At 44.6% G+C, this 24,690-nt stretch carries 21 protein-coding genes and 4 pseudogenes; 17 read left to right on the top strand and 8 right to left on the bottom strand.

Going from position 1 to position 24,690, the window contains the following annotated elements:
- Positions 1 to 2: 2 nt before the first annotated feature.
- Positions 3 to 614, bottom strand: coding sequence for a flavin reductase family protein (locus AB4263_RS07730; RefSeq protein WP_136978792.1), 612 nt, complete (start codon positions 612 to 614; stop codon positions 3 to 5).
- Positions 615 to 1,332: 718 nt separating this feature from the next.
- Between AB4263_RS07730 and AB4263_RS07725 the strand changes: the two genes are divergently transcribed.
- Both AB4263_RS07725 and AB4263_RS07720 read left to right on the top strand, forming a co-directional pair.
- Complete coding sequence (locus AB4263_RS07725; protein ID WP_017059149.1) at positions 1,333 to 2,028, top strand: NAD-dependent epimerase/dehydratase family protein; 696 nt, start codon at positions 1,333 to 1,335, stop codon at positions 2,026 to 2,028.
- Positions 2,029 to 2,213: 185 nt separating this feature from the next.
- Positions 2,214 to 3,587: an L-cystine transporter gene (locus AB4263_RS07720; RefSeq protein WP_017059148.1), complete on the top strand. Its 1,374-nt coding sequence runs from the start codon at positions 2,214 to 2,216 to the stop codon at positions 3,585 to 3,587.
- Between the two features lie 112 nt (positions 3,588 to 3,699).
- Here AB4263_RS07720 and AB4263_RS07715 read toward each other — a convergent pair whose 3' ends face one another.
- Both AB4263_RS07715 and AB4263_RS07710 read right to left on the bottom strand, forming a co-directional pair.
- Complete coding sequence (locus AB4263_RS07715) at positions 3,700 to 4,092, bottom strand: heme-binding protein (RefSeq protein WP_372098025.1); 393 nt, start codon at positions 4,090 to 4,092, stop codon at positions 3,700 to 3,702.
- 9 nt (positions 4,093 to 4,101) lie between these two features.
- Positions 4,102 to 5,112, bottom strand: a complete 1,011-nt coding sequence (locus tag AB4263_RS07710; protein WP_372098024.1) for an aldo/keto reductase family oxidoreductase — start codon at positions 5,110 to 5,112, stop codon at positions 4,102 to 4,104.
- A 132-nt stretch (positions 5,113 to 5,244) separates the two neighbouring features.
- On the opposite strand from AB4263_RS07710, the gene AB4263_RS07705 reads away from it, so the two are divergent.
- On the top strand, positions 5,245 to 6,129 hold the full coding sequence (locus AB4263_RS07705; RefSeq protein ID WP_372098023.1) for a LysR family transcriptional regulator: 885 nt from the start codon (positions 5,245 to 5,247) through the stop codon (positions 6,127 to 6,129).
- Positions 6,130 to 6,436: 307 nt separating this feature from the next.
- Positions 6,437 to 6,658 (top strand): hypothetical protein, encoded by a 222-nt coding sequence (locus AB4263_RS07700; protein ID WP_017059142.1) that lies wholly within the window; start codon positions 6,437 to 6,439, stop codon positions 6,656 to 6,658.
- A gap of 128 nt (positions 6,659 to 6,786) precedes the next feature.
- Here AB4263_RS07700 and AB4263_RS07695 read toward each other — a convergent pair whose 3' ends face one another.
- Positions 6,787 to 7,308, bottom strand: coding sequence for a DUF2058 domain-containing protein (locus tag AB4263_RS07695; protein WP_010441213.1), 522 nt, complete (start codon positions 7,306 to 7,308; stop codon positions 6,787 to 6,789).
- A gap of 415 nt (positions 7,309 to 7,723) precedes the next feature.
- Here AB4263_RS07695 and AB4263_RS07690 point away from each other — a divergent pair, with 415 nt between their 5' ends.
- Both AB4263_RS07690 and AB4263_RS07685 read left to right on the top strand, forming a co-directional pair.
- Complete coding sequence (locus tag AB4263_RS07690) at positions 7,724 to 9,058, top strand: sphingomyelin phosphodiesterase (RefSeq protein WP_372098022.1); 1,335 nt, start codon at positions 7,724 to 7,726, stop codon at positions 9,056 to 9,058.
- 39 nt (positions 9,059 to 9,097) lie between these two features.
- Positions 9,098 to 10,048, top strand: coding sequence for a chromosome partitioning protein ParA (locus tag AB4263_RS07685; RefSeq protein ID WP_372098050.1), 951 nt, complete (start codon positions 9,098 to 9,100; stop codon positions 10,046 to 10,048).
- A gap of 4 nt (positions 10,049 to 10,052) precedes the next feature.
- Here AB4263_RS07685 and AB4263_RS07680 read toward each other — a convergent pair whose 3' ends face one another.
- A complete protein-coding gene (locus AB4263_RS07680; protein WP_017059139.1) occupies positions 10,053 to 11,087 on the bottom strand; it encodes an AraC family transcriptional regulator in 1,035 nt (344 codons plus the stop codon).
- Between the two features lie 170 nt (positions 11,088 to 11,257).
- Here AB4263_RS07680 and AB4263_RS07675 point away from each other — a divergent pair, with 170 nt between their 5' ends.
- The 7 genes from AB4263_RS07675 (at position 11,258) to purT (ending at position 18,432) form a co-directional block, all read left to right on the top strand.
- The gene (locus tag AB4263_RS07675) at positions 11,258 to 12,271 is read left to right on the top strand and encodes a DUF2804 domain-containing protein (protein ID WP_372098021.1); all 1,014 of its coding nucleotides are present in this window, start codon (positions 11,258 to 11,260) and stop codon (positions 12,269 to 12,271) included.
- An 87-nt stretch (positions 12,272 to 12,358) separates the two neighbouring features.
- Positions 12,359 to 13,207 (top strand): sterol desaturase family protein, encoded by an 849-nt coding sequence (locus tag AB4263_RS07670; RefSeq protein ID WP_017059137.1) that lies wholly within the window; start codon positions 12,359 to 12,361, stop codon positions 13,205 to 13,207.
- Positions 13,208 to 13,413: 206 nt separating this feature from the next.
- The gene (sbcB, locus tag AB4263_RS07665; RefSeq protein ID WP_017080644.1) at positions 13,414 to 14,838 is read left to right on the top strand and encodes an exodeoxyribonuclease I; all 1,425 of its coding nucleotides are present in this window, start codon (positions 13,414 to 13,416) and stop codon (positions 14,836 to 14,838) included.
- Between the two features lie 25 nt (positions 14,839 to 14,863).
- Positions 14,864 to 15,235, top strand: coding sequence for a CidA/LrgA family protein (locus tag AB4263_RS07660; protein ID WP_371702364.1), 372 nt, complete (start codon positions 14,864 to 14,866; stop codon positions 15,233 to 15,235).
- Between the two features lie 2 nt (positions 15,236 to 15,237).
- Positions 15,238 to 15,915, top strand: coding sequence for an LrgB family protein (locus AB4263_RS07655; RefSeq protein ID WP_017059134.1), 678 nt, complete (start codon positions 15,238 to 15,240; stop codon positions 15,913 to 15,915).
- Positions 15,916 to 16,201: 286 nt separating this feature from the next.
- Positions 16,202 to 17,089: a cytidine deaminase gene (gene cdd / locus AB4263_RS07650; RefSeq protein ID WP_333008851.1), complete on the top strand. Its 888-nt coding sequence runs from the start codon at positions 16,202 to 16,204 to the stop codon at positions 17,087 to 17,089.
- Positions 17,090 to 17,256: 167 nt separating this feature from the next.
- The gene (gene purT, locus AB4263_RS07645; RefSeq protein WP_137002067.1) at positions 17,257 to 18,432 is read left to right on the top strand and encodes a formate-dependent phosphoribosylglycinamide formyltransferase; all 1,176 of its coding nucleotides are present in this window, start codon (positions 17,257 to 17,259) and stop codon (positions 18,430 to 18,432) included.
- 113 nt (positions 18,433 to 18,545) lie between these two features.
- On the opposite strand, the gene AB4263_RS07640 is transcribed toward purT, so the two are convergent.
- Entirely contained in the window at positions 18,546 to 19,199 is a 654-nt protein-coding gene (locus tag AB4263_RS07640; RefSeq protein ID WP_372098020.1) for a thiopurine S-methyltransferase, read from the bottom strand.
- Between the two features lie 324 nt (positions 19,200 to 19,523).
- On the opposite strand from AB4263_RS07640, the gene AB4263_RS07635 reads away from it, so the two are divergent.
- Both AB4263_RS07635 and AB4263_RS07630 read left to right on the top strand, forming a co-directional pair.
- Positions 19,524 to 20,300 carry a RelA/SpoT domain-containing protein gene (locus tag AB4263_RS07635; protein ID WP_017059130.1) on the top strand — a complete coding sequence of 259 codons (777 nt, stop codon included), beginning with the start codon at positions 19,524 to 19,526 and terminating at the stop codon, positions 20,298 to 20,300.
- Between the two features lie 193 nt (positions 20,301 to 20,493).
- A pseudogene (locus tag AB4263_RS07630) lies at positions 20,494 to 21,488 on the top strand (ABC transporter substrate-binding protein).
- Positions 21,489 to 21,660: 172 nt separating this feature from the next.
- Here the strand turns inward: AB4263_RS07630 and ihfA are convergent.
- Positions 21,661 to 21,957, bottom strand: coding sequence for an integration host factor subunit alpha (gene ihfA, locus AB4263_RS07625; RefSeq protein WP_004734853.1), 297 nt, complete (start codon positions 21,955 to 21,957; stop codon positions 21,661 to 21,663).
- 449 nt (positions 21,958 to 22,406) lie between these two features.
- Here ihfA and AB4263_RS07620 point away from each other — a divergent pair.
- A pseudogene (locus AB4263_RS07620) lies at positions 22,407 to 22,544 on the top strand (GTP-binding protein); the annotation flags it as partial.
- 117 nt (positions 22,545 to 22,661) lie between these two features.
- Here the strand turns inward: AB4263_RS07620 and AB4263_RS07615 are convergent.
- A pseudogene (locus AB4263_RS07615) lies at positions 22,662 to 23,393 on the bottom strand (DMT family transporter); the annotation flags it as partial.
- Here AB4263_RS07615 and AB4263_RS07610 point away from each other — a divergent pair.
- A pseudogene (locus AB4263_RS07610) lies at positions 23,384 to 24,670 on the top strand (PLP-dependent aminotransferase family protein); the annotation flags it as partial. The pseudogenes AB4263_RS07615 and AB4263_RS07610 overlap by 10 nt on opposite strands.
- Positions 24,671 to 24,690: the final 20 nt, after the last annotated feature.

Here is a 24,690-nt window from a genome sequence, read left to right as displayed (position 1 = left end):
TGCTACTTAGGGCGTGCGACAGAAAACACATTGGAAAGCGTGGCGTATTCACCGCCACCCAATCGAGATAAAGGATCAAGTGCTAACGCGTCGATCTTAAGACGCTCACTGTCTTTGTCGATCACGTCTTCGGAAATGTACACGGTTTCGACTTGAGCAAAGATAAGGCTTTGTGGCACTTCTCCAACCTCTTTTACTTCGTACAAGGTGCATCCAAAAGCGACCGCACACTCTTTCAATCTCGGTAAAGAGAAGCCTTCAAATTCAACCAGATCAATGTTATTCGCGGTGACTTCCGAATCACCATGTTCAAGGGTAGCTGCTGTCGCCGTCATGGTTTCGGCAGAACTTGAAGAAGCAATGTGAATCACTAGCTTACCCGTTTCTAGGGTATTACGAGTGGTATCTTTGATTTCGCCGGACGGCTTCTTCCCAACCGATAACATCAGTAACGGCGGATTGCTGGAAACAGGCGTGAAATAAGAGAAAGGCGCGAGGTTGTACTCTTGGTCAGAAGATTCCGTCAATGCCCACGCAATCGGGCGAGGAACAACGGTTTGTGTCATCAGGTGATAAATCTGAGTGGGAGCAAGAGTATCAAGCTTGAGGTTCATAGCACGTCCTTGGTCTATGTGAATTACGACTCAGTTTACGTGTTAAGCAAGGCTGTATCTATGGCTATGTGGCAGAAACCGCAGAGAGTGTTCTTAATTTAAACAGATCACACTGGTTTTTTCTCAGATTGACAGTCAAATTGACGAACCCTAAAACACAAATAATACTGATAATAGATTTATCAATAACTTACATTTTGGCATCGTTTATGCCTTATCTAAATTACTTATTAATCTCTCCATTGATAAGTACCCATACAGTGAATGCCCACAACACTGACGCTACACGAAGAAAGACAATCGATTGAAAGACAAAACAGAACAACGATTTAGGAGGTGTAATGATTCCAAATTCAAGTAAAAGAAAACCAAATAAATCAAGTAAGAAAGCTAGCAAAAAGGTAAGGAAAATCCCACTGTCCTTTACCTAGTAAGAAGCAAGAAAAGTAACAAAGCCCGTCTCCCAGCGGGCTTTGTTATGTTTAACGCCTAACTTAAGTTTCAAACCGCATTTATCTTTCCCACCGCCATTATGTTTCATATCGTACTTATGCTTCAGACCGTACTTATGCGTCGAGCCAAACTAAATCATCTCTTTTTCCATAAACAGGCGACTCCCCACATACTACTGACCACTCGTTTAACAAACTTTTATTCGCTTAAAATTCAAACACTGTTTATATTAAACAAGCACTTGTGGAGTGAAGAAGGGATTAAAATGAGCATTTCTGGAGACAAAACATCGGTCGTGGTGGCTGGTGCAACCGGGTTAATTGGTCATCATGTGATGAAGTTGCTCATCGATGAACCCGCCGTTGATCATATCTATGCCCTATCTCGCCGAGCGTTAGATTCACAGTTTGATTCCAACAAGCTCCACACACTCATTCACAGCGACCTGCAAGTTACCAGTTGGGATGACACGAATGCGACGCCTAATCTTGGCGTTATCTGCTTAGGTACGACTAAGAAAAAGGCAGGATCAAAAGAAGCGCTTCGCAAAATCGATGTGGAACTGGTTAGCCAAGTCGCACAGTCGATGAAGTTTCTTGGGGTTCAACGCGTAGCGGTCGTTTCTAGCTATGGCGCTTCACCAGATTCCTATTCGCACTACCTTCGCTGTAAAGGACAAATGGAACAAAATTTAAAACGTATTGGCTTCAAGCAGCTTTTCATCGCACGCCCTGGGCCTCTGGTGGGTGAGCGTGATGAACCTAGAGCTGATGAAAAACTCCTGCAAAGTGTCTTTCCTCTGCTGTCTCCATTTATGCTTGGTAAGTTCAAAAACCTACGCCCTATTCAGTCGGAAGACGTAGCCAAAGCAATGTTGTTCCGGTTATTCGAAAATAATTTCCAAAATATCGAAATTTACTCGTCAAGTGACATGCTCAATTTATTGGCAAAATATCGCTAAAAAGCTCACCTATTCATCACAATGTTGAATATCCACCCATCCTATTGAGTGGATATTACTAATCGTTCTAATAAATTACTTTTCCTTATTTTACGTTTTGTTACAGGTCGCTACTGTAGCTAACAGTATTTGCGCCCATATATCTAAGCGCCCTATCGATTTAAAGAGATTCATAAGGAAAACAAATGTCATTTTCAGCTATCGCTGCCTTAGCGGTATTCACTGGTATCCTCTTTTTTCTCTACGGACAGCAGAAAAAAGAAAACACACTTTCTCGCCTCGTTTTACTCGGTTTAGTATTTGGTAGCGCATTTGGTCTTGGTCTACAGCTGTTATTTGGTGAAGGCAATCCGGTCATCAACGAAACACTAGACTGGGTAAATATTGTTGGCCGTGGTTATGTTGGCCTACTGAAAATGGTGATCATGCCATTAGTATTGGTTTCAATGATTGCAGCAGTAGTGAAGCTTGAAAAAGGCGGCTCACTGGGCAAGATTTCTGGTATCACCATTTCTGTACTGTTAGCAACAACCGCGATTTCTGCGATTGTTGGTATTGTTGTAACGCAAGCATTCGGCCTGTCTGCTGAAGGTTTAACAGAAGGCGCTCGCGAAACAGCACGTATCGCAACACTTGAAAGCCGCATCGGTAGCGTTTCAGACCTAACAATTCCACAAATGCTGATCAGCTTTATTCCGACTAACCCATTTGCAGACCTAACGGGGGCTCGCTCTACGTCTATCATCGCGGTTGTTATCTTTGGTGTGCTAACGGGCATCGCTGCTCGTAAAGTGATGGCAGAGAAAGAAGAACTAGAATCTCCAATCCGTACTTTCGTTGAAGCGTCACAATCTATCGTTATGCGCTTAGTTAAGATGATCATGGCACTAACGCCATACGGCATCGCAGCGTTAATGGCGAAGGTAGTTGCAACATCAAGTGCTTCTGACATCCTCAGCCTACTGGGTTTCATCGTTGCATCTTACGTTGCGATTCTACTGATGTTCGTCGTACACGGTGTGTTGGTTTCTTTTGTTGGTGTAAACCCGAAAGAGTACTTCCAAAAGATCTGGCCTGTACTGACGTTCGCTTTCACGTCTCGTAGTTCTGCAGCAACAATTCCACTGAACGTTGAAGCTCAAATCACTAAGCTAAACGTGCCACCAGCGATTGCTAACCTGTCTGCCTCTTTCGGTGCGACGATTGGTCAAAACGGTTGTGCGGGTATCTACCCTGCAATGCTAGCAGTCATGGTTGCGCCTACAGTTGGCATCGACCCAATGGACATCAACTTCATTCTGTCTCTGATTGCTATTATCACAGTGAGCTCATTCGGTATTGCTGGCGTAGGTGGCGGTGCAACGTTCGCGGCGCTTATCGTACTTCCTGCTATGGGCCTTCCTGTAACGATTGCAGCACTGCTTATCTCTATCGAGCCACTTATCGATATGGCACGTACGGCGCTTAACGTATCTGGTGCTATGACAGCCGGTACGATCACAAGCCGCCTATTAGGCAAGAAAGACAAGCAACAAGATCTGGAACAAGCGAACGCTTAATGGGTTCGATTGATTCAAGCACTTGAGTCTCGTTAAACAAAAAAACCGATGCACATGCATCGGTTTTTTATTATCTGTTACTTCTAACTTCCATTACTTCACGAGCAACAGCTTAGAACACAAGTTGAATGACTTTTTCGGCAAGTGCTTCATCGTCGTCTTCACTTAATCCGCTGACACCAATAGCGCCAATCACCTGCCCATTTAATTCAATGGGAACACCGCCTTTAAAGCCAGTGATCTTTGGGTCAGTCCAGTAACTTAAGTCTTTACCAGTTTCTCTCGCCCAAGCACCTAAGTTACCGCTTGGCTGTCTATCTCTTGCAGATGTATAAGCTTTGTTCTGTGCTAACAATCCGGCTTGAACACTCACATTATCCATGCGAATAAACGCCAGTAACTCTCCGTGCGTATCACACACGCTCACCGCAATTGCTTGTTGATTATGCTCGGCAATGTCTAGAGCGTTAGACACCAACTGTTGTGCGATCTTTTGATTCAACATGCTCATTCCTTATGGCAGTGCTTGACCACGTGAGTACACGTATAAGTTATACCACTCTTCACGAGATAGGTTTATCTGAGTCGCTACCGCTGAAGCTTTGATTCGGTCTAGATTTGTGGTGCCAATAACAGGTTGGATACGAGCTGGGTGACGAAGCAAAAATGCCAACACAATCGCTTCACTTTCTACGCCATATTGATTTGCTAACTGAGCCACGTAGTGCGCCGTCTTTTTCACGTGTTCATGTTCTGAATACAAACCTTGCTCAGCAAATCGGCCTTGTGCCAAACAACCCCAAGCTTGCAATTGGATGTCATTCATTTGGCAATGTTCAAGAGTGCCTGCGGCGAAGTCTGATTGATGGTGCCCTTGCGAGTTAATCATCACCCCATCGTTCAACCAATCCAACTTGGCTAAGCTCATCTCAACTTGATTCGCGACAATGGATTGCCCAAGTGCAGATTGCAGGTAGTGAATTTGGTGACTGTTCATGTTCGACACACCAAAGAAATCGACCTTACCCTGCGCTTTTAAGTGCTCTAACACTCTTGCCAGGTCATCGAGTTCCATCAAGGGATCAGGACGATGTAATAACAGCACATCGAGCTTTTCAGTATTCAATCGGTTGAGAATACCGTCTACCGATTGGCTTACCCAATCTACCGAGAAATCATAACGACCGACATTGCCCTCACCTTCAAAACGAATCCCACACTTAGATTGAATGAACATCTGATCACGTAATTCAGGCGCTTGTTGTAACGCTTGACCAAAAGCTTGCTCAGCTTTGCTGAACGTATAGATATCCGCATGATCGAATAAGTTAATACCCGATTCTAGTGCGGTGCCGATTACGCTTCGTGTTTGAGCAACATCCGCACTCGTCACTGGATTATCATTCCAGCCACCACCTAACCCCATGCAGCCATAGGCAATTTGCCCAACATTCGGTAGATAATTTGATAATGGGATACGTTTTTTGTCATTCGTTTTGTTTGTAGATTCAGTGCTGTTCGTCATATCGATTCTCGCTTAGAAGATTTGCTGACCAGAAATATGCCTCTATCATATTGTTCTTTTTAAAAAACAGAATATGCTAGTTGCGAAATGATTGTTTGATATGACGAACAATAGATTGGTAGGAACGCGCGAATGAACGAACACAAAAGAATAGAACGACTGATCCTGTTTGTAGAACTTGCTCAGCAACTCAACTTTACCAAGGCAGCCGAAAAGCTCGGTATCTCTAAGAGCTACCTTTCTGAACAGATCAAACGTTTAGAGAACGATTTACAGTGCCCGCTTTTGGTCAGAACCACTCGCAGTGTTCGTTTAACCCAAGAAGGCGAACGCGCGTTACAACAAGGCTTAACGATTCGCTCGCAAGTCTTACAGCTTGAACGCAGTGTTTCTGAGCAACACGACATCGTCAAAGGCCTATTACGCCTCACTTCGCCAAAGATGTTTACTGAGGTATATCTATTCGATATCTGCCAACAGTTTAGGCAGCAATACCCTGAGATTCGTTTCGAGATAAACAGTAGCTACACCAACTTTAATCTCAATCAAGATGATATCGATATCGCGTTTCGTGCCACCAATACGCCACCTGACAACATGGTGGCGAAACACTTGATTAGCTATCAACATGATTTAGTCGCGACTCCCGGTTATCTTAACCAATTTGGTCGCCCTACCAATGTGAGTGACTTAAGTGATCATCAATGCTTAGCAACTCTGCACCAAACCGAGTGGCCTTTAAAATCGGTAAATATTGATGTGTCCGGCTGGCTTTCAAGTAATGACAACCACCTGCTTAAGCAACAAGCTATGGCAGGCAGTGGCATCATCCGTATTGCAAGTTACTACGTTGCGAAAGAGGTCGAACTGGGAGAATTAGAGCGAGTGCTGCCTGATGAATGTCTGCAACAAGGCAACAGTATTTATCTGTTCTATCCGCAAGTTATTTATCCGGCAAAGAAACACCAAGTGTTCGTTAAATTTGTTCAGAATTACTTTGAAAGCTTAAGTCGATAAAATGATGCACAGCTCACTAGGGCTTGTTGGTTTCATCTGGCCAACATATTCGTCGTAGCGAGCTCTACTTCAACCTCTTCGGCTGAATGTGATACCAGTGAAAGTCGACTATATGGCCGATCTACTTTCAAGCCTACTCGTCCTAGTTCTTTTATTTTTTCTTGCTCTTACATTTACATTAATACCTAAACATTCACTCTACGAATCGTTTTTTATTGACTTAAAAATGAAATCATAACGACACACTAATTTGCGTAACTTAGGGTGCAAATAGGCAATCAGATTACAGTGCCTATCAGGAGGATGTATGAAACCAAATCGATCTACGGTACTCACTGGACATGTAAAACACTGCCCATGCTGCTCTACCGAACTGGTCATCAAAGACCACATTCACGTTTGCCCGCGCAATGAAATTGGCGACTGTTACTTCGATGGCTATGACCAACACGAACAGCGCGCTAATACCGATTTTATCGATCATGCAAGTGCCAATGATAGCCTTGTTTACGGCATGTCAGAACACTAAGCGTTATTCAAGATTTGTTGAAGTCATTTCGCGCCAAAAAAAATGCAGCGCCAATCGAGTGATTGTTCGCTGCATTCTTAGATCCTGTAAACTTAGCTAACCATTAAAATGGAGCTAGATAAAACGGATTACCACATTAGATCATCTGGGATCACGAAGTCTTTGTACGGGTCATCTTCGTCTACTTCGTCTGTGCTACCTGCCTGCGTATCAACGATAGATTCTTCGTCGCGCATAGCAATCTTGTTCGCTACTGCTGTTGGAATAACAACATAGCTCTCGCCTTGACGAGCAATACTTAGAATGCCTTTACTTAGTTGCTTTTGAGTCAGCTCTTCTACGTAAAGATATTTAACTAGCGTACCGTCGGTGAAGTTGTATTTGATCTCACCATTCTTCTGTTCGATCTTGTTCATCTCAATCAGTTGCTTCACTTGAGCTTTAATTTCTTTGCTCAACTGTTGTTCTTTCAACTGTTGGTTTAGCTCTTTGTCTTTCGCTTGCTGCGCCAGTTTAGTTTCTTCAGCTGCCGCTTTTGCTTCACGAGACTGAACGCGAGACTTTTTAGAGCCTTTCTTCGCCTTCTTTAATTTTTTCTCATTTACCAAGCCAGCTTTAAGCATCTGCTCTTGGAGTGTTAACTTTGCCATGACTTTCCCAGTTCAGGATTAAAAACGGCACTATCATACCTGTTTTTAAGGTTTCTGTTTACTGAACAAGAGTAAATTACAGAACAATCGCAAAATTTGTGCTGATAGATCTAAGCTGTCGCCACAATCCCTTCTAGTTGCTCACAATCTCTACTCTCCCCGAACATACAGTTTTGATTTAAGCATGCCAACATTGGCTGCTCCACCGACTCAAAACCATTATCTGACTCTATTATTCGCGCGCGTACCATTTATCATTCCAACAAGACAATATGTTAATTTTCAATGGTTAATCAATTTTATAAAACCTTGGCATATATCTCATATTTGAATAAATGCCATAGAGTTATAACTCCAATGTCATAACTCTTGACTACGTTATTCTAGACATCAATCAATAAGGATAACGTAAACGATGAAAACTCAATGGACTTGGTTAGCTGCACTTGTGGCATCCACATCAATCGCTTCGACCTCTGCGATCGCAGACACCGACGTGTATCTCACCAATAACACCAATCAAGTGATGACCATTCAAGCCAACCACACTGGTACCGACCTGCTTCAACTCGGTGATGAGTGGCAACAGCATGTTGAACAGATTGGTCCTTGGGAGACGAAGAAGCTGATAAGTTTCAACCGCTGGACTGGTGTGAAATCTGGGAAGACCTATGAGTTTGACACTGTGATATCGAACGCTGTGGGCGAAAGTGTCACGCTCAACCAAACCATGAAGGGACATTGGTATAACTCGACACTGCAACATGGTTTGAGTGCCGCAGACGTCAACCTAACATTGCATGACGATCGTAATATTCATCGCAGCACAACCGATGCGTTCGGGGTCAATGCAGAGCTAGCCCTCAAAGCCGATTCTACAGCGCGCTATGATGATATTTATTACACCATCACCCCACCAAAAGTGGATGAGCAACCAGAGCAGGATGCCAATACACTCAAGGTCATGACTTACAACATCTGGGCGCTGCCTGCCATCGCTTCACATATTGGTGACCGCTATGACCTACTCCCTCAATATGTAAAGGGCTATGACGTGTTGGCGCTTCAAGAGGTGTTTGCTAACGGCAGAGATGAGTTCTTGCGTGAGCTTGCGAAAGAGTATCCTTATCAAACTAAAATGCTCGATAAAGATGGGATTAACATATACGACGGTGGTGTGATCATTGTCAGCCGCTATCCTATCGTTAATGAAGCGCAGTATGTTTTCCCTGATTGCACGGGCACAGATTGCTTTGCTGATAAAGGTGTTAACTACGCGGAAGTTATCAAGAATGGTCAGGCTTACCATGTTTTCGGTACCCACACGGCATCATTCGATACGGACACCGCTCGTGATTACCGACAACGTCAATTCAAGCAGATGCGTGCACTGGCGCAGTCTCTGAATATCCCGGCATCAGAAACTGTGGTTTACAGCGGTGACTTCAACGTGAACAAGCTCAAGTTCCCAAGCGACTATCAACAGATGTTTGCTAACCTGCAGGCTGATGAACCAACATACTCAGGTTACACCGCTTCTACCTTTGACCCACGCATCAACAACTTTGCGGGAGAGCCTATGTCGGGTGGCGAGAACGTTGAGTATCTCGATTATGTAGTAGTGAGCTCAGAGTATGCCGCTAAAGCGCATAACTACAATCGCGTGGATGTCCCAAGATCAACAAGCAGTGAGTTATGGAAGCACTACAACCTTTCAGACCACTTCCCTGTTAGCGCCGTGATCAAGTAACTCGGTGAACCAATAATGCATCGAGTTATATTAATCCTAATGCTCGTCTTAACGGCGAGCATTATTTGCTATTCGTGGTCATCAAAAACGAACGAAACAGCGCTATCTTCTGCTCAACACACAGAACCTAAGCCGCGTGTTTCTACGACAACTAATGACGATAATTCCACGCCTACTGCAACCGCTAGTTCGGAAAACTCCGCATCGCACAGCAATCAAGCCCAAGCCGGAGCACTGGACGGTAAAATTCTTGCTGAAAACTTGAGTGAGCTTGAAGGCAAGGCTTTGTTCGATGAACTCGATGGGTTCTGGAAGCTTTGCCAACAACGTGATGACTGCACTGAGCAACTCGCACGATTGAAATCAGAATTGCCGAGTATATGGTTTGAATTACTGAGCGACTATCCGCAGCTATCGGCTGACTGGCAATTAACACAAAGCACTATCCCACTTGAATCCATAGAGACTCTTGAAGATCGTGTAGCCTTATTCAAGCAATCTGCACAACAAGTATGGGGAGAGTTGGCCCACCAGCTATTCGCTGACCAGCTTGCTCATCTGGATTTTACGCTTGACGCTAACACCCTTGAAAAGAACGAAGCGAGCCAGTTTTTGGCCACCTATCAAGATTTGCTTAGTGAATGGCAAAACAATACGGGCACGTTAAACGCCGAAACACAGCTTCAAAAATATGAACTGGCAGTATCTTTGATACCCAGCAGCTATAACCCTGCTGAAGTAGCATCAGTCAAAGCCGACCTTCAAGATGCCTACTTAGATGAAGCGCAGGCCAGCAACATTGCCGCGCGAGAACAACAAGTCGCACAACAGCAACAAAGCGTGATGAGTTATCACGAGCAACTGGATCAGCTCAAAGCAACCTTAGACTCTCAGCACTCATCAAGTTATGCCACTTGGACTCAACAAGATTGGGACAGTTATTATCAACAGCGAGTCACCGATTTCAGGGAGCAGTTCTTTAGCAAGTAACGCCTTAACTTAAACCATCACGAAACTGAGCGGGCGTTTTATTGAGCCAACCTTTAAACGCCCTTCTGAAATTTGCAGGGTCGCTATAACCGAGCCTTTCACCGATGTCATCAATGCTCATGGTTGTGCCGAGTAATAGCTCTTTGGCCAGCTCCACTCGAACTTCGGTAAGCAATATTTGGTAACTGGATTCATGGGTCACTAGCTCTCGCCTGAGTGTACGAGAGCTACAACCAAACTCATCCGCGAGTTGTTCAATATTCGGGAAACTACCTGCGGTTTGATAAAAGATCGTTTTGATCTGGTTAGTCAGCAGATGCTCAGAGTCCAACGTTTCCATTATCGACTGGCAAGACGCAAGATAGCGCTTCAGTGTCGCGGCATCATGAGTCAATAAGGTTTGCGACAAAACCGATACATCAAAACGCAGTTCACAATGGCTCTGCTCAAAAACTACAGGGCACTGGAAACGATCGTCATAGAGCTTGGCGTAATTAGTGCGTGTATAAGGCAAAGCCAAAATATGAATATCCAACTCATGACCAGTCAGCTCTTTGAATAAAGAGACGATTGAACTCAAGAAATATTCACTGCAGAAAGGAAGCAGATCGCCCACTTCCAATGTGTTCTCAATCTGAATCACTGCTTGCTCGGAATCTAGAAACAATTTAACCGAGAAGATAGGACCGTTCAGGCGCAAATACTTGAAGCCCGACTTGATGGCCTCCCCGACATTTTGACTGGTTGATAGCGCATAACCCAACACACCAAAGTGGCTCAAGCTAGCGTGCTCTCCCAACCAAAGCCCCAAACCATCGTGAGGAAAACTCTGATTAGCCGCGCTAAACAACGAAAGCTTGTCAGCGTAAGTCAGTTTTCCATTCGGATCTCGCCAATCCATGTTCGGCAAACCCACATCATTGAGTAGCCTTTCAATATCGATACCTCGTTGCTCTAGCGTATTCAACAGCAGCGCGATATCTAATGTACCCAACTGGTGCCTATGTCCGGTTGGCTTATACTCCGCGATAATCTCCAATCGTCTCTCCTTATATCGAGCCCATTCCCATCAACATGACTACTCAGCCTTAACAACACATGCTGACAAAATCGTGATTGGTAACGCGCTCTTGTCCGAATATGACCTCCCAATTCTACGCTACTCATCGCACAATGGCTTTAGTTGTTAAAATAATGTGAACCATCGCAATGATAAAAACCAACCCAGCCCCACACAGTTTGATTAATTCTAATGGTCAGCCGATCATTGGGCATTTCGATGGCATCCTTAAACACCTAAACATCGAGAACTTTGACTACCGAAACTCGATGGATTCAAAAGCAAACCCTTGGCAGAAGCACTTCCACTATAAGCAATTCCAGTTTGTCAGCATCGTCACCGACACACACATTATCGGCGTCGCTATCGCGGATATTCGCTACTTAGGCTCGGCATTTTGTTATCTGTACGACATAGAAAACAACCATCTGCAAGAGTCATCTTGGTTGAGGCCATTAGGGTTTGATAAGCATGTAACGCCTTCACCATTTGAAGGAAAGACAAGCATTGCAGATCAAAGCATTGCTTTCTATATCGAGGGCGGACAATGGCGAGTTCGCTTGAATACGAAATTCATCAAGGCCGATATTTCTTTAGAGCCTGAAACCGACAGCTTGCCCATGGCGATGTGCAGCCCAACGGGTTATTCAGGTTGGACTTACACCCAAAAGCACAATGCTTTGCGCATCAGCGGTGAAATCCAAATCAAGGGAGAATCACTCGTTCTCGAACAAGCTCGTGCCGGTTATGACTTTTCAGCGGGTTACATGAGACGTGAAACCAGTTGGCGCTGGGCAAGCATCAACACGCAATCCAATGGGACAGATATTGGCTTGAACCTCGCAGCAGGCGTCAATGAAACCGGAGGCTGCGAGAACGTTTTATGGATCAATGGAACTCGGCACTTACTTAACCCGGTACAGTTTGCGTTTAGTCGCCAAGACACCAATTTACCTTGGCAGATAACATCACAAGATGGACGTATAAACCTGACCTTTACGCCCTTAAATAATCGCAGCGAAAAGCTCAATTTATGGCTGTTAAAAAGTAACTTTCGTCAGTTCATTGGTCACTTTTCTGGCTCGATTGAAGACATCAATGGAGTGACACATCAACTCGATGGTGTTCTTGGCCTAACAGAAGATCACTTTGCTCGCTGGTAGCGAAATTTTGCTAACTGAATTTCAGGCGAGCAAGTCTAAGTAAACTTGATACTAAGAACGCGTATGGCGTCTCAACAAGGATAAAACATGAATATCGACGCATTAATCAATTACCCAGAATGGCTACTGCTGGTATTAGCGCCCTTGTTCGTGGTGTGCATGTTGGCTGAGTATTTTATCGGTCAGAAGCAAGGTCGACTGCCTGATAACTCCAGCTATAAGCTTTCAGAAGTGATGTGTAATTTCACGCTGGCGGGAATGCATCAACTCTCCGATTTGCTCACCGGGTTATTGGTCGTGCAGCTGTATCTCTGGATGTTTGGTTGGCGCTTAATGGACATTGAAATGGGCGTGCTGAGTTTTGTTGTATTGATGGTGTTGCAAGACTTTTGCTATTACTGGTTCCACAGAGCAAGCCATCGTGTTCGCTGGATGTGGGCAGCACACGTGGCACACCACAGTTCAGAAAGCATGAACTTCAGTACGGCTTTCCGTCAAAGCTTAATGTATCCACTTGCTGGGATGTGGCTTTTCTGGATACCGTTGGTCATCATAGGTTTTGCCCCTAAGTGGGTCATCTTTGTGGTGCTTCTCAATCTAGGTTTGCAGTTCTTCGTCCATACACAATGGATACGAAGCTTGGGGCCACTTGAATACATCTTTAATACCCCTTCGCATCATCGAGTACATCACGGCAAAAACCCGCAATACATTGATAAGAACTACGCCGGCGTTCTTATTATCTGGGATAAGTTATTTGGTACATTCGAACCTGAAGTTGAAACTGTACGTTATGGCGTCACCAAACCCGTGAACAGTTTTAATCCGATAGTGGTCACCTTTCAAGAATGGAAGGCCATATTCAAAGATTTGAAGAACCGAGAGTTAACCATGAAGCAGAAAGTCCAGTTGATACTCTCGCCTCCATCGGATTAAACGGACGATAGACAGATTGTATTAACTAAGAAACCGCCTCAATTGGATTCAAAACCTTCCCTACCGACTCGATTGAATAGTAAAGCACCGTTTTCCGGCAATTTATTTGTGATCTGGGTTGCACGCGTACCGCATACTATCAGATACTGAACAAAACTAACCTTCAGCCACAGTAAACGTTCCGCGCTTGCTGTTCAGGAAATTCAATGAGTTCAGATAATCAGCCGACCTACTTCTTTTTCGATTACGAAACGTGGGGCGTTAGCCCAGCAAAAGACCGTCCGAGTCAATTTGCGGGTGTTCGTACCGACCAAGATTTTAATGTTATTGGAGAGCCTCTGGTTATCTATTGCCAACCTCCCGCTGATTACCTCCCTGCGCCTGAAGCTGCACTGATCACCCGTATCACACCACAAAAGGCGGCTTCACAAGGTCTTCCTGAACCAGAGTTTATCGCTAAGATCCATGCTGAGTTAGCCAAACCAAACACCACAAGCCTTGGCTACAACAGTATTCGATTCGATGATGAAGTAACGCGTTACACCTGTTACCGAAACTTCATCGACCCATATGCGTGGAGTTGGCAGAACGGCAACTCGCGTTGGGATCTGTTAGATGTAATGCGCGCTGTTCACGCACTGCGCCCTGAAGGCATTGTTTGGCCAGAGAACGAAGAAGGTTATCCAAGCTTCAAACTGGAACACCTATCTGTGGCAAACGGCATTGAACATGAGAACGCGCACGATGCGATGGCCGATGTTATTGCGACCATCGAGTTAGCGAAGAAGCTGAAAGCTGCACAACCTAAGATGTTCGATTACCTCTACAACATGCGTCATAAGCGTAAGCTGAATGACCTGGTTGATATTGTAAACATGACACCATTGATGCACGTTTCGGGCATGTTTGGCCGTGACTGCAACTACACAAGTTGGATTGTGCCTATGGCTTGGCACCCAACCAATCAAAATGCCGTTATCGTGGTTGATTTAGCCAAAGATCCAAGCCCACTGTTAGAACTGGACGCTGATGAACTCAGAGACAGACTCTACACCAAACGCAGTGAACTGGGTGAAGACGAGCTACCCGTACCAATCAAATTGGTTCAACTGAACAAGTGCCCTATTCTTGCTCCAGCTAAAACGCTGACGGCTGAAAATGCCGAAACCATCGGTATTGATCGCCAACAATGCTTGAAGAACTTGGCACTGCTGCGCGAACACCCAGAGATCCGCGAAAAACTGATCGGCCTGTACTCACAAGAGCGAGAGTACGAAAAGAGTGATGATGTTGATACACACCTTTATGACGGTTTCTTCTCACCTGCTGATAAAACAGCGATGAACATCATTCGCGAAACTGACCCAAATAACTTGGCAGCTTTAGATATCACCTTCGGTGATGAACGTATTAAACCGTTACTGTTCCGTTACCGTGCGCGTAACTTCCCATGGACGCTCGACGAAGCTGAGCAATTGAAATGGGCGAACCATTGTCGTGAGTTTTATGAAAGCCGTTTAGAAGAGTACATGCTCAACCTTGAAAACCTCGCGCATGAACATGAAAGCGACGAGAAGAAAATGGCTATCTTGAAGGCGGTTTATCAGTACGTAGAAAAGTTAGCTAGCTAATTCCATTATCAAGAGACGTAACACTTTGAAAGAAAGATTGATCCAACTGGTTTACTGCTTAATCTCCTTCACCTTAATCATAGGTGCACTTACAGCAGGTAACGCGTTACAGCACTTTTTGGATACCTCAATTCCAGGCAGTATTTTTGGCATGTTGATTCTGTTTGCCGCCATGGTGATTGGTATTGTTCCTTCGCACTGGGTACAGCCCGGTGCAAGCTTGATTATCCGCCTAATGATCTTACTGTTTGTTCCGATCAGTGTTGGGTTGATGGATCATTTCGACATGCTCATCACGAACGCATTGCCAATTATGGCGAGCGCCGTTGGTGGCACATTATTGGTGTTAGTATCCTTATCATGGTTCTTAGACCGCTTGCTTTCGAGAGGTAACTGATCATGTGGATTCTACTCACCATCGTGGTATTCCTATTTGCTCGCTGGGTAAGTCAAAAAGTAAACTCGCCGCTGTGTAACCCCCTGCTTATCAGCATTGGTATCATCATTCCGATTCTCACGTTCTTTAGAGTACCGTTTGAGACTTACTATGCTGACAACACTTGGATTACCTACATGCTGCAGCCTGCGGTTGTTGCACTTGCTTACCCACTTTATGAGCAGCTACCTCAAATCAGAGCCAACTGGCGCATCATTACCTTTGCTTGCACGCTAGGCAGTGTGATGTCGATGACAACAACGGCAGTGATCGCAGTAGCATTTAAAGCGGACTTAACTTTGATTGCGAGCTTGTTAGGCAAATCAGTCACCACGCCAATTGCAATGGAAGTATCGAGCCATTTAGGTGGTGAAGCAGCGATTGCGGCAATATTGGTATTGATTGTTGGTCTGTTTGGGGCAATTTTTGCTTATCCAATCTACAATCTCATTGGTATTAAGAGCCCGATCGCCCGTGGTTTAACCATGGGGACGGTATCTCACGCATTAGGCACTGCGACATGTGCTGAAAAGAACCAAGAAGATGCGGCATTCAGTTCGTTGGCATTGGTTCTTTGTGGGGTTATCACCTCAATCATCGCACCGAGTATATTTTCGCTCGTGGTTTGGTTCTACTCTTAACCTAAACGATCACTACGCGATTCAGCCCAACCAGAATGCTGTTTATTACAGTGTCTGTTTGGGCTTTTTATTCGCATTTATTTAGCAATAGCAGTCAAGTCACGGTCTTTTACGAGCAATAAGTGCGATATCAGCTGTATAAATGGCTCTTGTAATCGATTTCAAGTGTGACCTCACTCTAATTATGCAAACCAATGTAACAACAACAATTCAATAGTGATCTTTATCACAGAAAATTCCTGAGCATTGCATAAACTTAAAGCCTAAGGTCAATTAAGGATTCAACATGAACAGTCGTATTACCCTGGCGCTGGAAAGTGCTCCATCATCAATGAAAGCGCTTTTGAGTGACATCGTATTAGCAGACAACTTTGACGCGACATTGTCTCCAGAACAATTTGCTAGCCTACTGCAAGCAAGTGGTTTAGCGGATGACGAGCTACGTATTGCGCTACTTCCTTTTGCCGCAGCCTATTCTTACGCTCCGTTATCTGACTTTTATGTTGGTGCAATCGTGCGTGGTTTATCTGGCACTCTGTATTTTGGTGCAAACCTTGAAATTGCTGGTGCTCAACTTGGCCAAACAGTACACGCTGAGCAATCTGCAATCAGCCACGCTTGGATGAAAGGCGAGCAAGGTATCTCTGATATCACAATCAATTTCAGCCCTTGTGGTCACTGTCGTCAATTCATGAACGAACTGACCACAGCAAAAGAACTTAAAGTTCAGCTTCCACAACGTGATGAAATGTCTCTGCAAGAGTACCTACCAGACTCATTCGGCCCTGCCGACTTAGGTGTGACGACTGGCCTAATGACTAAGCTTGATCATAAGCACACGACTGAAGAAACAACGCCTATTGTTGTAGAAGCGCTAGCAGCACTAAACCGCAGCCATGCTCCTTACACCAAAAACCTAAGTGGTGTTTCACTGCAATTGACGTCGGGTGAGATTTTCACCGGTGCTTACGCTGAAAACGCAGCGTTCAACCCAAGCTTACCTCCTCTACAAGTGGCGTTGATTCAACTTAAACTGGCTGGCTTCGATTTCGAACAAATTGAAAGTGCTGCTTTGGTTGAAATCGCAGAAGGTAGCATCAGTCACCTAGCGGATACGCAATCTACATTAGAAGCGATTAATCCCGACATTCCAGTGACTTACTTAGCAATCTAAGTACATCTGATTAACAAAAATTTAAATAAGCAGCCCTATTTAACAGGGCTGCTTTTTTTATGCCTGTAATTAAAGCAACAACTTGCGCAAACGTTTGCTTTTGTCATTGAAATAAGTATGATCACCCCGTTTTCAATCAATCGTTCAAAAGATCGGAAGGAATTTCTATGTTTGGTACTGCTACTCGTGAAAATGCTACTCGTGTACTTCTATTAGGTTCAGGTGAACTCGGCAAAGAAGTTGCTATCGAGTGCCAACGTTTAGGTTTGGAAGTTATTGCTTGTGACCGTTATGCAGACGCACCAGCAATGCAAGTTGCGCATCGTAGCCATGTATTAGACATGTTAGACGGCGATGCACTTCAAGCGATCATTGAACTAGAAAAGCCAGATTATGTGGTTCCTGAAATTGAAGCTATTGCCACCAGCAAGTTGGTAGAGCTAGAAGCACAAGGCTTAAATGTCGTTCCAACTGCGAATGCGACCAAGCTAACGATGAACCGCGAGGGTATCCGTCGTCTAGCGGCAGAAGAACTAAAACTGAGCACTTCTCCTTACCGCTTTGCAGACACCTTTGAAGACTTCGCTTCCGCTGTTGAATTCGTGGGCATGCCTTGCGTTGTTAAGCCAGTAATGAGCTCTTCAGGTAAAGGCCAAAGCGTTATCAAAACAGAGGAAGACATTCAGAAGTCTTGGGACTACGCACAAGAAGGCGGTCGTACTGGCGCGGGTCGTGTAATCGTTGAAGGCTTCATCGACTTTGATTACGAAATCACGCTTCTAACCGTTCGTGCTGTCGACGGTGTTCACTTCTGTGCACCTATCGGTCACCGTCAAGAAGACGGTGATTACCGTGAATCATGGCAGCCACAGGTCATGTCTGACAACGCACTTAAAGCGGCGCAATACACGGCAGAGCAAGTGGTTAACGCATTAGGCGGTCACGGCATCTTTGGTGTTGAACTGTTCGTTAAAGGCGACCACGTGATCTTCAATGAAGTCTCCCCTCGCCCACATGATACTGGCTTGGTTACTCTGATGTCTCAAGACTCATCGGAATTTGCACTACACGTACGCGCATTTACAGGTATGCCGATCAAATCAATTACTCAGTATGGCCCTTGTGCCTCTGCCGTAATCCTTGGTCAAGGTACTTCAACCAACATTCGCTTTGAAGGCCTTGCAGAAGCGCTAGACGCACCACAAACGCAAGTTCGCTTGTTTGGTAAGCCTGATATCGATGGTCGCCGTCGTCTTGGTGTGGCGCTTACTCGTCGCAACAGCACTGAGACAGCGATTGAAGATGCAATTGAGAGCGCGTCAAAAGTAAAAGTGATTTACTAACCTGCTATTCAATTCTGAACAATCACGAGTTCAAATCTGAACCACAAAAAGACGGGCTATCGAGCCCGTCTTTTTGTTGGTGTTATCTGTTCGCTTAACTAAGCAGACTGAACTTAAGCGTCTGACTCAATCAAATACACTTCTTCACAGAAGCGAGACAAGCCTTTCTTAGCAATCTTCGGATGTTCATCGTTCGCTATATCTTGATTCAACAATGTAATTTTGTATCCTGCAAACAATTGAGCAATCTCTAACTTAGGTACGCTAAACGGAGGCCCAGCCATTTCGTTTTGGTCGTAATCCAGTGTTACCAAAAGAATCTTACCACCCGGTTTCAGCAGTTGTTTCAAACGCTCTACATACTGCACTCGCATCTCTTCAGGCAATGCGACTAAAGACGCGCGATCATAAATGGTATCGACAGGCTGGATTGGCGCTGTGAAGTAATCGCCTGTGTAGATGTTCAGTTCATCGAATTGGTAGAGCTCGTGCTGACCGCTAATTTGAGTCACAGTCGGCGTATAAAGGTGCTCTGCAAAAAATGCGCGAACCGCAATCTGGCTTAACTCGACACCTTGAACATCTTCATGCTTTGAAGCTAGCCAAATCAGATCTTCACTTTTGCCACAAAGTGGAACAAACACACTCTTCTCGTAGCTAGGCTCAGTCTTTTCCCAAAATTTAATCAGAAGTGGGTTTACATCTTCGAGGTGGAAACCAATTTGGTTGGCTGCCCATTTATTGTGCCAAAATTCAGGATTATTCATCTTTCGTTCATGTTAAACAGTCATAATGCAAGGGTACAGTATAGAGAGGTAAGAGCAACCTTAGCTTGGTTTAAAGTACCAAATTGGTTTCGATAAAATCAGAAACTGGCTAAGTTCAAAGTTCTGATAATTGCGGAACTAACGGTTGGATTATTTGTCTATATCTTCACATTTTAAAGCAATATTAAACGTTAGAGTTGGTTTCTGTCTTAGCTAGCCCCATTAAATATGTAGTGAGTTTAGTTAAGCTGTTTTTACTCTTTTGCGTTACTGGTTACCCCTTTTGACTACCCGTTTTTTGTAACCTTGTATTTTGGAGTTTGAATGAGTGTATTTCTCCGTACGACGGCCCTAATGCTTTTGGTATTGAGCCGAGCGCCTGCATTCGCAGCAGCACCTGTTTCAACAAGTTCAACAGATCAAACGCGCACTCCTGCGCAAAACCAAGTATCTTCAAACGTATTCCGTCATAGTTTGAGCGGCCTTTACGGCATCAAAGCCTTCGACTCACGCCCGACTCAGCCTTACACCGACTTCGATATTTTGTACAGCAAAGCGCATCAAGGCCAAGCTGAACTAGAAACTATCTGTAAAAGTACTGCCCTACTCACCAATTCTGAAGCGCTATTTGCTGGCGTTAAATCTCAAGCTCGCGCAGAAGAAAAAATCGCCCTTGAGCTTGATGGTGATGTGACAAAAATTACCGACTTAGCCCGTGCAACTATCATCGCGAACGATGTAGAGAGCTTGGTTGAAGTTTACGAAGCGCTAAGCCGTGAAGCAGACGTTGTTAAGCTGAAAAATAAGTTTAAATCGCCGGCTGACTCTGGTTACCGTGACCTTAACTTGTTGGTTCGTTTGCCTAAAACCAACATCATTGCAGAGGTTCAACTTCACTTAAAAGCGATTGCTGACGTGAAAAGTGGTCCTGAGCACGAGCTGTACGAAATTATCCAAGGCATTGAGCGTCACGCAATTGCAGAACATCGCCCAATCAACGATATCGAAGCGGCACAAATCAATAGCCTACGACGCCAATCTTTAGAGCTTTACCAACAAGCATGGCAACCGTACATTACAACGCACATTAAAGCGGCTTAACACATAGATAGGCTATTCCAATAAACATCACAAGGGCTGCACTCGCAGCCCTTTTTAGTACTTGTTGAGTAGCCTCTCCACTTCCTATCCCAAATAATCAGATCGTTTAAATTTAGATCTCAGTCTCTTTTCTCCGTCGAACATTTCTGTTTCTATAGCGAATAAGCTTCTGACAAGAAAAGGAATTACGTCAATGCAGAATAACAAATCCATGCTTTCCATCGCGCTACTTGCTGCGTTTTCTGTACACGCTAGTGCTGACGAATGCGGAAAGATCACCATTGCAGACATGAACTGGAACTCGGCGAGCCTATTGCTCATGTCGACCAATTCATTTTGAATAACGGCTACGGCTGTGAAGCGGACTTAATCCCCGGTGATAGCGTCCCTACGGGCACGTCAATGATTGAAAAAGGTCAACCTGATGTTGCGCCAGAGCTTTGGACTAATGGCATCAAAGAAGCGTTGGATAAGGGTGTTGCGGATAAGCGTCTACGTTACGCGGGCAAGTCTTTGGTCAACGGCGGTGAAGAAGGTTTCTGGGTACCAAACTACCTTGTTGAACAGTACCCAGAGCTTACAACCATTGAAGGTGTGATTAAAAACGCAAAGCTGTTTGAACACCCAGAAGATGATGAGAAGTTTGCGTTTTATAGCTGCCCTGCGGGTTGGACTTGTCAGATTACCTCCGGTCACCTGTTCGATGCGCTTAAGTTAGAAGATCACAATTTTGAAATGGTTGATCCCGGCTCAGGCGCCGCTTTAGCAGGTACGATAGCGAAAGCTTACGAACGCAAAAAAGCATGGTTTGGATATTACTGGTCGCCTACGCCTGTGCTAGGTAAGTATGAAATGGTGAAGGTTGATTTCGGAAGTGGTACTGACATTGAGGAATTCCGTAACTGTACGACACAACCTGATTGTGAATCTCCTAAAGTGACCATGTATCCACCAGCACCGGTTCACACAATCACCACAGAAGCCTTTGCTAATAACGAACCTCTTGCCTACCAATACTTTGAAAAGCGTGGTTTTACCAATAAACAAATGAGTGAGTTGCTGGCCTGGATGGAAGACAACCAAGCCGACGCCGAAGAAGCCATGTATTACTTTCTAGAAAGCTCACCACAGGTATGGAAGCCTTGGGTGTCTGAAGACATCGCAAGTAAGGTTCAACAAGCCCTTTAGAGTGAAGATTCAAAGTCAGAGGCCTAGCCTCTGTTTTCGCATCTAAAGCAAGTTCTTACCGGACAGTAAATAGATGGAGTTTGAGAAAGGTTACTAAAAATTAAAGAAATGCGTTTAGCTTAAACTCTATGCAGATACAAAAAGACCACGCTAGGCGTGGTCTATTGCTTGGCTACTTCTCGATTTTAATATTTTCGACACGGGCCTTTAGTTTTTGTCCCGGTCTAAAAGTAACAACACGTCGAGCAGAAATTGGAATGTCTTCACCAGTTTTCGGGTTACGACCAGGTCGCTCGTTTTTCTCGCGAAGATCAAAATTACCAAAACCAGACAGTTTTACCTGTTCGCCATTTTCGAGCGCTTTACGAACTTCTTCGAAAAACACTTCCACCGTTTCCTTGGCATCCCGCTTGCTGTATCCGAGTGTCTCAAACAGGTTCTCAGCCAAATCGGCCTTCGTGAGTGCCATAAAACTTTCCTCAAAGCTATGTTAAACATTGCTACCATCGCCAGTAGCGCCAAAGCATTTACCCTATTCAATCAATGAGATAAGGTCATTTACTAGGAAAGTGTATGCCAAGCTTCTGATTTTCGCCAACTTTTTTATCTTAACTATTTAATTATTCTTTCAAATCAGAAAGATAACTCGCTTCAAATTTCACATATATAGCTAAAAACCATCTACTCAACAGTAACGAAATGGCGTTATATTCCATACAAACAACCATTAATAGAATTTAAAACTTTAGCGAACTAAATAATAATTTTTGAGACTTTTCTCCGATACCCAATAAAATCAGCCACTTGATTTGATATGGAACTCAACAGAGGTTACTAAATAAGCGTTATTAAATATAAGATTTGTATCATTTCAGAATTTAATTCGAATTCACTTATAAAAGCCTATGTTCTTTTGAGGTTTTCGGTTACAACTTAACAGAGGATGGCTTGACGGAATCAGAACTCGATGAGTGTATCGAAATCAGAATAGAAATGATCGGTCTAGAAATAGACGATGATCTTGAGAGCCAGTTACTTGCGTGTATGGTTAGTTGATTGCTTAGTAAGTTGGTTATTTAAATAACTTCACTTCTTCGACATAGAATAAGACCTCACAAGTGCGAGGTCTTATTTGTCATTCAAAGCTGCTCATGCAATATCAGCTTTCTTCAATCATTTTTGTTCAGCAAGTGTTTGTGTCGCTTTGGTATTCGTTACATTCGCAGGTTTCACAATCAAACCAATCCCGACAAGAAACAGTATTGATGCAACAACCTGAGCCACAGACAGCACCTCATCATACATAAAGTAACCGCTAATCAATGCGAAGATAGGCACTAACAAGGTTAACGGCGCGGTCGTACTTAACGGGTATTGGATTAGCAGCTTATTCCATACCCAATAACCAAATAGCGTGGTTGGGTAAGCTTGAAACAGCACCGCAATCGTCGTGTTCCAATCCCATTGTTCGATGCCCTGCCAGATTATTTGGTCACCGTGTAACATCACGGCAAATAACACTAATGGCACTGGAGCAAACAGCATCCCCCAGACATTGAACGCAAAAGCTTGAGTGGTTTTCGATGCCTTAACAATCACGCCCATCAAGGTCCAACTGCACGCCGCAATCATAATCAAGATCACGCCATTAACGGTGACATTACCCGTAGCTGCTGATACCAATACCGCCAACGCACACATGGCTAGCATCGCACCCAATAACTTACGAACGGAAGCACTCTCCTTGAACACCCACACGCCAACCGCCATGCCGATTAATACGTTGGTTGAAAGTAAGACCGATGAAAGCCCAGACGATAAACCAGCAGTGATCGACCATGAAGCCATCCCCCAGATACCCACACCGAACACAAAGCCATAACTGACTAAGTAGCGCCAAGCAACAGGCGATCAGCATGTCGACCGTGGTGAGCTGCTACCAAAAACTGGAATCACAAGGTTGGATTCATTCTCGACCGCAAGCGGGATATTTTGTTTCTCCTCATAAACCTGCTCACTCAACCCCAGAGTGGGCACAGTTTGAGAGTAAGGTGTCCAGCGTTAGGCAAACGTCATCGACTCACAACTCAATCAACGGACCTTTAGGGGTTTCGAGCACCACCAATGATGAGCAGTCAATCGTTGAACTGGAACGAAGTTTTCGTCGCGCTATTAGGCGTATGAGCAACAGGCTTAACCATTACCCAGATACACAAGGTGAGTCGATTTTACGACAGGCATTATCCACTCATTTTGCCAAGCTCGATGTGCACTTTTCACCTGAAGAGATGGTGATTACGGCTGGCTGTATGTCTGCGATTAAGGCCGCACTTGAATCTTGCACTAAAGAAGGCGACACCATCGCTATTAGCTCGCCATGTTTCAACGGTATTCTGGAATTGCTCGGACAAATGTCGCGAAAAATCATCGAGATCCCGTCTCTAGATGATGGTGTCGACTTGCAACAACTGGAAGCGCATTTGAAAAATAAACAAGTCGATGCCGCGATCTTTTGTACCTCTCATATGAACCCTCAAGGGATCAACATGTAAGCCACTCAAAAGCAGAAACTGGCTGAATTAGCGAATCACTATCGAGTGCCGATCATTGAAGATGATGTGTATCTGGAACTGTCCTACTCCTCACACACGCCGCTCCCCGCGAAATACTACGACAAAGGCGGTTTTGTCTTATGGTGTGGATCAGTATCGAAAAGTTTGTCACCGAGTTACCGTTTGGGATGGTGCTTGCCGGGCAGGTTTATCAACGAATACAAGGCTCAGTTCTCAGCTGCGAGCTACAGCGTTGCCCTGCCCACTCAGCTTGCGGTTGCTGACTTTATTGGATCTGGCCAATACGCTAAGCACGTGAGGAGAAGATGCACTCAGATCTTGTCTTTGCGCCAACAATACCTAAGTTATTTGGCTCAGCACCTTCCTCAAGATGTGAAGATAAGTAATCCACTAGGTGGCATGGTGCTTTGGCTGCAAATCCCAAGCTTGAACCAGTCAGCCTTTGCTCAGGGCATTACCGAGAAGAACATTGATATTAGGCTTGGACACCTGTTCAGCACTCTCGACCTTTACAGCAATTGCTTACGCATCAATATTGGGTATTCGTTAGAGGGTGGAGCCAAGCAGCAATTGGATGCCTTAATCGAGCTTATCCATATTCACAGCTAATAGCACGTAGCACGTAGCAC

The sequence above is a fragment of the Vibrio sp. 10N.261.55.C5 genome (assembly GCF_041470505.1).
Classification (GTDB): domain Bacteria; phylum Pseudomonadota; class Gammaproteobacteria; order Enterobacterales; family Vibrionaceae; genus Vibrio; species Vibrio crassostreae_C.
Note: the sequence above shows the minus strand (reverse complement) of the source record. Positions and strands in the feature narration are given on the sequence as shown.